This is a genomic window from Bacillus sp. S71 (assembly GCF_016625265.1).
Classification (GTDB): Bacteria; Bacillota; Bacilli; order Bacillales; family Bacillaceae_G; genus Bacillus_A; species Bacillus_A cereus.
The window spans coordinates 1-8,504 of record NZ_JACVUW010000029.1; the positions used below are offsets into that span (position 1 = coordinate 1).

Genomic DNA, 8,504 nt, shown 5'->3' on the forward strand with positions numbered 1-8,504 from the left:
CCTTGTCCCTGTGAGAGTAGGACGTCGCCAAGCAACTTTAAGACGAGTCAGGATGACTCGTCTTTTTTGTATGCTTTCATACCTCTATCAATTGCATTTTTAACTCCTTCTAAATAAGAAAATCCATATTTTTTATCTGGCTCTAAGTAAGTTCCTTCCGCCCACTCATTCCATGCGTTAATAAATAAAAACTCGCTGTTATAAAAAGAGTAAGTACGATGAATTTGCTTGCTTAAATATATGGTGAACTTTTCTGGGGTAGAACCTACAAAGATGCTGCTATTTGCGTTTTTACGTCGTGCAGTATTATCCCAATCAACAAAAGCCCCAGGAAATGTTTTTTTCTTTGGGAGCGATCGTTGTAATATATACATCCATACTTTATCGTAGTCCCAAACATTCAATTGCATATCAGAATCATATATGACCTTATTTATGTCTGAAGAGCTATCATGGGCAATTGTATAGAAAGGTTCAAACTGAATGCTAGCATCGAATCCATTTATATTAGGTAGTGGAAAACTGTTTAATGTTTCAGCAAAGTATATGCCTTTTAAACCATTTTCTCGCGCTAATGCATTCCAGTAATTAAGCATTTTTTCACAATCAGGAATATGTCCTGGACGATAAATAATGAATAGAGGTTTATCATCTATATAAATATATCTCTCATCTTGGAAAGCCTGTAATAAATAATCAAAGTGTTCCTTCCAATCAGATATATCTCCGTAATCTTGAGGCATTAATATATGTTTATCGAGACCATCCCAAGATTTTGTCCATGGTTCATTTGCCCAAGAAAGACAAAAAGGGAAGTCAGGTTCCTTCATCTTTAGTACGTCATTAAAGGGTGTTTCTAATAGTCTTTTTCCCTTAAACCAATAATGATAATAACAAAAACCATATATACCGTATGCTTTAGCGATTTCTGCTTGCCACTTTCTTACGGAGGGGCTAGTTAAGTCATAATAAAAATCTTGATAAGGTTCCCTCGGTTGATAATGTCCTGAAAATAAAGGTCGTGCACTTTTAGTATTTGTCCATTCAGTAAATCCTTTCCCCCACCATCGATCATTTTCTTTAATTTGATGGAATTGTGGTAAGTAAAAAGCGATTATTTTCAAAGTATATCCCCCTCATGTTTTTCGTAGTTCAATTGTTGGGAAGTTATTCTTGATTTGGTGGAGTAATTTTAAAACAAGAGATATGTTAGCTGTTTACTGTTTTTTTTATGGTATGTATTGAATTTGCTTTTACAGCTTACTTAATAAGAGAGTATTAGGTAATTTGATATATAGCTGAAATAGAAAGTGCTTTTCGTCATGAAATTAAGTGTATTACGTTGAATAAAAGGAATTAAATTTTTTGAAGGACAAAGAGGGCTTGTGGTAATCGATTTACATCATCAAAAAAGTCTTGTAGCTTTAAATATTTCTCATAATGATTTTCAATATAAGTCCTAGGTATAACGGTTTCTCCGTAAAAACTACTATTTCTAACATCCCCTGCACCAGTAGCGCTGTGGACAAATTTTCCGTTTTCATAATCCGAGATAGCGCGATGTATATCTGGAAAAGCTTGAGATAAAGTTTTATGCCATCCTGTTTGAATTAATTCAGGATGTTCGTGGAATTGTTGACAAAAATCAAGAAAATAGCGCGCTTGTGTTGTTGCGATGAAAATTCCACCAGGGCGAAGAACTCTTGAAAATTCTTTTATCCAATTTTCAGCAGTTTCTTCGGATAAATGTGAGAATACAGAATAAGCGAATATGATATCTAATGAATTGTCACTAATAAATTCTACAGGGGGATGTGGACTTGCTGTTTTATATATCCCTCTTCCTAGTGTTTCATTACAAAGTGTGATCATCGCAGGATCCACATCAATGCCAAGTAAATTTTGATCAGAGGCATCTTTAAATAAGAAGCGTATAATTCTTCCCCATCCGCAGCCGAAGTCTAAAACTTTACTTTCTTTATTCACGGGAACACCTAAATTCTGGGCGTATTGTTTTATATAGCTATAAAACAAATATGCTTCATAAAGAGCATGTTCATAGGAAGCACCTACAAATTGTTTTTGAATTTCTTCAGGAGGAAACCTAGGTACGGGAACCCCATTTATCGTTGTTTGGGAACAACTTTGTATAAATAAATTTAGAAGTTCAACATCAGATAGTGAATTAACAAGATTATCGAAATCACTTCCTAACTTAAAGTTATGCATTTGTCAAACCTCCGAATTATATAGTGATTAAACCTTATTTTCTTGCTTTTTACTAATAAAAACATGTAAAAATTCAGCATCTAAACCGAGTGATCTATCCTTTTGTAAATAAACAATGGTATACATATTTGTGTGTGTATAAATATATTCAATCATATCCTGCCCCCAATCGAACGTTACTAAAGACCCATTCTCATCAATAGGGTTTCCGTGATAAATGGGCTCTTCAATATATTCAATCACCTCTTTATTCAATCTTGCTCTTTGCACAGTTTTTGTGAGTGTATGATACCAAGGGACAGTAAATACATGAGCGCCGCCAGGTTTTAATACTCGTTCTATTTCTTTAAAGGCTTTGTTTGGCGTCATTACATGCTCAAAAACGTCTTGAGTAATGAATAAATCAAAAGATTCATTTTCAAAAGTCATGTCTTCTAAGTTCTCACATCTAATTCCTTGAAAGTATTGGCCAAGAGGATAGTTTTTAAAGTATTGAGAATATGTATAGTTTTTACAGTTTTTTAATAGTAGCTGAGTTGTAATTCCTCCAGGAGAGGATTCGTGGATACTATAGGAATCCCATTTTGGAAAAAATGTGTGTAAAGTATGGATTAAAGCTCGCTGCCTTGGGATAGAGTTACATGTAGAACATAAATAATGATCTCTAAGCCAATCATTATGCTCTATAAATGTAGCTTTCTTTTCGCAAATAACGCAGTACCCATTATTGTGTTTCAAATTGATTTCCACACGACATCACTCCTATGTTACATGCAATCTATTTATGGAAAGTATGATACACGTCAACAATCGGCGAAATCAAAGGGAATAGGTGAAAGTTAGGTATCTCTTAAAATAGCGATTAGGAAAAGGGAATAATCAGTTGAAGAGAACCCGACTCGAATTAAAGTTTCACTTTATGCTATGCGATGCATTAGCTTTTATTCATAGAAAAATGTATAGACTTAAAGTATCCCTCTCGTGTACGGGTACATTTCAAAGTCCTGTGCATATATTTCTGTAACTAAATCCATGGTTTCTTTATCATAAAAGCTTTCGTATGTTGGAAATCGTGGGAAGGCTTCATCTGTAATGCTAAGTTCTGCATAGCTCCCTGCATAAATCATCTTGTGGGCGCGATGATGATCTGAATTTGTAAGAAGTGCTAAATTGGATTTTATCAAATCGTACGTGTGTTCTAGTTTGGTGATTTGTGCATTAAAATCTTCTAAAGGAATATAACATTGGATGAAGTTTTCTTCACCAGGGACGTATTGTTGGCTAAAATGTATATCTATTGCTAGGGAATTGGAACCAAATGCCTGAACGTAATATAAAAATTGTTTAAATGATATTCCTTGATTACTATATTTATCATTATAAAAATAATGACGGATACTTTCCCATTGGGGGCTAGCGTATGGATTGTCAGCAAGTAATAGAAATGAGCTGACAGCCCTTGTATAGGGATTTCGCACAAGTTTACAAACATCCTTTTTACCTTCTAGAAGACCATTCTGTAACTCTGGTATGTAATTTATATTGTTCTTATACACCCAGAACTCATAGTAATGAATAAAGTCATTGTATTTCTTTGCTTCAGTAAATAATCCAATTTGAAAAAAGAACCAATTAGCTAATGCGGTGCATCCGCTTCTGTGACTCCAAAATAGTATAAGGGGAAAGTCTTTATGGTAATGCGGAATTCGGTCTTTATGTAGAATTACATGATTTAAAAGCTCTTGATTTATATTTTCCATGAGTTTCGCACTCCTTTTTTGAGAACCTTGTGTATGTAGAAGTTTTTTTATGGGTTAAACAAGTGAGGATTGTTTATTAAATATATTCATGGGGATGAGTAAATATTATGAGTGTTTTTGCGGTCAATCTGAATAAGGAAGTTATTCCAAAATGAAAATAGAAAATAAAGATAATGAAAATTTATAACAAACATACAATGATAAGAAGATGAATAATTGAAATGATCCAGTTTATTTGTGTATGTTTTTAGGTTTGACGATGGGAAAAATTTATTACTAGAGAGATGATATTATGAGGAAGAATAATTATTTAATAGTAGGTGGAAATAGTTTCATTGGTATCAACCTCGCATTGGGTTTATTGAAACAGGGGCAAAATGTAAAAGTATTTTCCAGGCATATAAATAATTTTCCTCAAAATATTATAAGTGAAGTTGAATTTATTAAAGGTGATTTAGAAAATGTTGAGGATATATATAAGGCTTTAGTGAATATAGATATTATTATTTATTTAGCTGCGACGTCTAACGTAGCAACTTCAATTGAAGATGTTTTCGGCGATATTAATAGCAGTCTATTTTTTCTTAATTTCATGGAAAGTGTTAAAGATTTTCGTATTAAAAAAATTATATTAGCTTCTTCGGGAGGCACAGTTTATGGTGAACCTGAATATTTGCCTATTGATGAGAAACATCCATTAAGACCACTTTCTCCGTATGGAATAACAAAAGTTTCGCTCGAGAATTATTTGTATTTTTATAAGAGAAAATATGGAATAGATTATGTTGTATGTAGATATTCTAATCCGTATGGAAAATACCAAAACCCCTTAAAAAAAGTTGGGGCGATAAATTGTTTTTTGTATCAGCATCTCAGTAATGAAAGGATTAATATATATGGGAATCCAGAGGAGATTATTAGAGATTATATTTATATCGATGATTTAGTTGAAATTACTATACAACTAGCACAATTAAATCAATTGAAATCTTGCGTATATAACATAGGCAGTGGCAAAGGTCTTTCTTTAAAACGAATTATAGTGGAACTAGAGAAAATAACAGAAAGAAAAGTGGATTTTATCTGTTATAAACAAAAACAAGAGAACGTCCAAAGAATCATTTTAAATATTGATAAGATAAAACAAGAATTGAATTGGGAGCCTAAAATAGATTTTAAAAATGGGATTAGATTAAATAAACTATGGATTGAAGAGTTCTTATATAGTAAAAAATAATAAACCACACTCTACTTGTATATAAGCAGAGCGTGGTTTATTATTTTACTTCTTTTTCTATTACCCAAAGGTCTTGATGTTCCCACCAAAATCCTTCAGTATACTTTTTGATGATTGGGTTATGGGGCAGTAATTTAATTTTGTCACATACGTAAGAGGGACTAACTATCGTTTGTCCGTACTGATTAACATCTAAATCGAATTGTTCACTAGAAGAGAGAAACCAATAGCCCTGTTCGTTTAAATTTGGAAACCCGAAATATTTTTTACTTTGATAGCCATGGGTTGTGAAAATGAATAAACCACCAGGTGAAACAGCGTTATACAATGTTTGAAGCCAACGAAACCAAGTTGTATCAGGCATATGAGAAAAAAAGGATAGACAAAAAACAATATCGTACGTAGAGGAGTCTAATTTTAACTGTTCGGGCTCAGGATGAGATAATATAGAAGGATTATTTAATTTGTTTTCAATAAAGGAAATGGCCTCTTCGTGTATATCACAAGCGGTTATACTCAAATTCGCTTGTAGATTTAATAAATGACGTGTTACGCAGCCGTATCCAGATGCAAACTCTAACAATTTGATTGGATTGCCTGTAGGAGGATAAAGGGAAGTGATTAAGTCTAAGAGTATTTGTGCTGAGTTTTGCCCGTCTTTAAAATAGTAATCTATCGCTTCTTTTTTTGATGGGAAAACGGGATTAGTGACAATGAACTGAAAGATATGATCCTCAGGATGGATACTTGCATTTACATTGTAGCTGTGTGCGATTTGAGAAATTAAATCTTTATGTTCCTCTATAAAGTCTTTCAAAGAGTATTCCCCCTTAAATAATAGTATCGCCTTACAAGAGATATTGATGGCAGAGAAAGCATACGTTTAAATTTTTAAGTATGCTTTAAGATACTTTCTATATGTATACATTTTCATTTTAGAAATGTCATCGATAGTAAAGCTTTCTTTAATGAAATTTTGCATTTGCACAACTTCATTGTAATGGGAATATGAATCTTCTGTTCTTGTTACACTATTTAAATGTCGTCTATGATAGTTTAGGGGGGCTGGATTAAAGTAAATATCTCCCTCTGTAAGAAGAGAAACATAGAAGAACCAGTCACCAGCTATTTTGAACTTTTCTAACTGTTTTTCTGTTTTCTTCATATCTATATTTTTAAAAACTACACTCGAGACATTAGGTATAGTGTTTTTGATAAGTAACGTATCTTGTATTTCGTCGACGCCTTTTCGAAAATAGGGGGCTTTCCATTTTTCTTCATCGATATCATTTGTGTAATTTAAATAATGATTAGCCAATACATTTCCTTGTTCGTCTATTTGTTTTGATTGTGTGTAGCTTAAGGCAATATTGTTATTTATATAAAACCCCTGCATCACCTCTTGTAAAAATGTCTTATCGCATAAGTCATCGGCCTCTGCAATCCAAATATAATCACCAGTTGCTGCAGTGACGCCTTTTATCCATTGTTTAAATACAGAACCAGAGTTTGTATCATTAATAACCTGTTGAATCTTCAGATGGATCTTATTTTCTTTTGAGAGCAGTTCTTTAAATGTTGATACGCTATGATCAGTGGAGGCATCGTCTAAGAAAATTAGTTCGTAAAGAGGGTAGGTTTGGTTTAATATTGATTTGATTCGATCAGGTAAGTATTTTTCATAATTATAGTTTGGTATGATTACGCTTATCTTTTTGTAATTATGTTCGAGAAGATCTAGTAATTGATAAATGTAAGTAAGAAAATTGAAGTTTTTTTCGATAAGTTCTTGGCCAAAGCTTCCCTTTTGTAATCGTAATCCCTCATCATGAATAAATTCATATATTTTTTCTAGCATTTTGGGTAAATTTAAAAAATCTACTAAGGCACCAGTTTTTTCTGTAACAACATCCTCAAAACCTCCAGCATTTTTAAACCCTATAACAGGAAGTTTTGCATCTAATGCTTCTAAAACAACATTTGGAAAAGGATCTTCCCTTGAAGTTAATAAGTATAAGTCAGCTCCGGCGTTATATAATCCGATATCGGGAGTAGGATCGACTACTGTGAAATGTGCTTTATATTTAGGAGGCAGTGTATTCAGGAATTGAACGTCTGTTCTCCCTACCCAAATAAAATGAATATCCTTGTGAGTCTTTCTTACTGAGTAAGAGATAAGTGAGAATAGATCTATTCCTTTTCGATAATCTGCGAAGCCTACACCCAAGATGATTTTGCTATCTAGAGGCAGGTTAAGCTTCTTACGTAACTCATTTCTAGCTTTTGCAATATTGTTCTTATAAGGATTGTGGTTAAACAAACCTTGAGGGAGAATGTGACATTTTTGAGGATCCAATTCAGTGATTGTACGAAATTTTTCATGTACGTATTGTGAAGGGAAAACAACTTTGTAAGCAAATTCAGCGATGTTTTTAGCTTTCCCTTCAGCAGAGTACTGTTGTATTAAATGCGGTAATTCATGTATTAATGAAACAACTTTTATATTGTGTCTAGCTAGTAATGCGACGATATCGCCACTTATGACAGTGCTACATATGGCGAGGGTAAAATCCTGTGATAATAAATCCTTTATTAATAATTCGACCTTTTCTTTTGTTTGATAATCTTGCTCGAGACAATAAACAGGACCGTACTTTTGGAAATCGGGAATTAAAATACCGGATCCAATAGAAATAATTGCAACAGAGTAATCAAAGTTTTCTTTAAGAGCCTTAATAGTATGTAAAGAAAGTAGCTGTGCTCCGTGGAAATGGGCATCATGGGATACATAAATTATCTTTTTATTAACATGCATTTCATAACGCCTCCTAAGTTTATTAGATTTCTTTTCCTTTTTGTTGATTAAAGGTAAAGAAGAGAAATGTTTTATATATAATCCCCTAGAGATGAGTAGAAGGGGGGCGTACTAAAAGAAAAAATATTATCCTTAATATATATTTACTTGGTCTCACATTCATTCTTTAGAAAAGTATTAGTATTAAGTTAGAGAGTGTAGTCTGCAGATTGTTAGTTTGAATACATACGTTTATGAAGTTCTAAGGATGTGTTAGAAATTAAGAGAGGGCAAAGCTTTTATAATTTATAAAATAAAAAAGATAAAAAGTATTGACGATTGATCTACAGGGGTGTAATATAGGACAAGTCGCCGATGACATTAACGTCGCAAGCGACAAACGAAATGAAAAACTTAGTTGACATTAACTAATGAAGATGTTAACATAAGGAAGTCGCAAATGAGCGACCAAGTAGTTCTTTGA

At 33.0% G+C, this 8,504-nt stretch carries 7 protein-coding genes; 1 reads left to right on the plus strand and 6 read right to left on the minus strand.

Going from position 1 to position 8,504, the window contains the following annotated elements:
* Nucleotides 1-47 precede the first annotated feature (47 nt).
* The 4 genes from IBT51_RS26785 to IBT51_RS26800 form a co-directional block, all read right to left on the minus strand.
* Nucleotides 48-1,124 carry a glycosyltransferase WbsX family protein gene (locus IBT51_RS26785; protein WP_098607200.1) on the minus strand — a complete coding sequence of 359 codons (1,077 nt, stop codon included), beginning with the start codon at nt 1,122-1,124 and terminating at the stop codon, nt 48-50.
* A 232-nt stretch (nt 1,125-1,356) separates the two neighbouring features.
* Nucleotides 1,357-2,229 carry a class I SAM-dependent methyltransferase gene (locus IBT51_RS26790; RefSeq protein WP_000551407.1) on the minus strand — a complete coding sequence of 291 codons (873 nt, stop codon included), beginning with the start codon at nt 2,227-2,229 and terminating at the stop codon, nt 1,357-1,359.
* A gap of 27 nt (nt 2,230-2,256) precedes the next feature.
* Nucleotides 2,257-2,979, minus strand: coding sequence for a class I SAM-dependent methyltransferase (locus IBT51_RS26795; RefSeq protein ID WP_000405127.1), 723 nt, complete (start codon nt 2,977-2,979; stop codon nt 2,257-2,259).
* Between the two features lie 215 nt (nt 2,980-3,194).
* Nucleotides 3,195-3,989: a sulfotransferase family 2 domain-containing protein gene (locus IBT51_RS26800; protein ID WP_200458883.1), complete on the minus strand. Its 795-nt coding sequence runs from the start codon at nt 3,987-3,989 to the stop codon at nt 3,195-3,197.
* 292 nt (nt 3,990-4,281) lie between these two features.
* On the opposite strand from IBT51_RS26800, the gene IBT51_RS26805 reads away from it, so the two are divergent.
* A complete protein-coding gene (locus IBT51_RS26805; RefSeq protein WP_001230828.1) occupies nt 4,282-5,226 on the plus strand; it encodes an NAD-dependent epimerase/dehydratase family protein in 945 nt (314 codons plus the stop codon).
* A 40-nt stretch (nt 5,227-5,266) separates the two neighbouring features.
* Here IBT51_RS26805 and IBT51_RS26810 read toward each other — a convergent pair whose 3' ends face one another.
* Nucleotides 5,267-6,043, minus strand: a complete 777-nt coding sequence (locus tag IBT51_RS26810; RefSeq protein ID WP_200458884.1) for a class I SAM-dependent methyltransferase — start codon at nt 6,041-6,043, stop codon at nt 5,267-5,269.
* Between the two features lie 66 nt (nt 6,044-6,109).
* A complete protein-coding gene (locus IBT51_RS26815) occupies nt 6,110-8,041 on the minus strand; it encodes a glycosyltransferase (RefSeq protein WP_200458885.1) in 1,932 nt (643 codons plus the stop codon).
* Nucleotides 8,042-8,504: the final 463 nt, after the last annotated feature.

Coding starts and splice junctions, on each gene's coding strand:
- IBT51_RS26790 (WP_000551407.1), bottom strand. CDS start 2,229: ATGCATAACTTTAAGTTAGGAAGTGATTTCGATAATCTTGTTAATTCA.
- IBT51_RS26800 (WP_200458883.1), bottom strand. CDS start 3,989: ATGGAAAATATAAATCAAGAGCTTTTAAATCATGTAATTCTACATAAA.
- IBT51_RS26805 (WP_001230828.1), top strand. CDS start 4,282: ATGAGGAAGAATAATTATTTAATAGTAGGTGGAAATAGTTTCATTGGT.
- IBT51_RS26815 (WP_200458885.1), bottom strand. CDS start 8,041: ATGCATGTTAATAAAAAGATAATTTATGTATCCCATGATGCCCATTTC.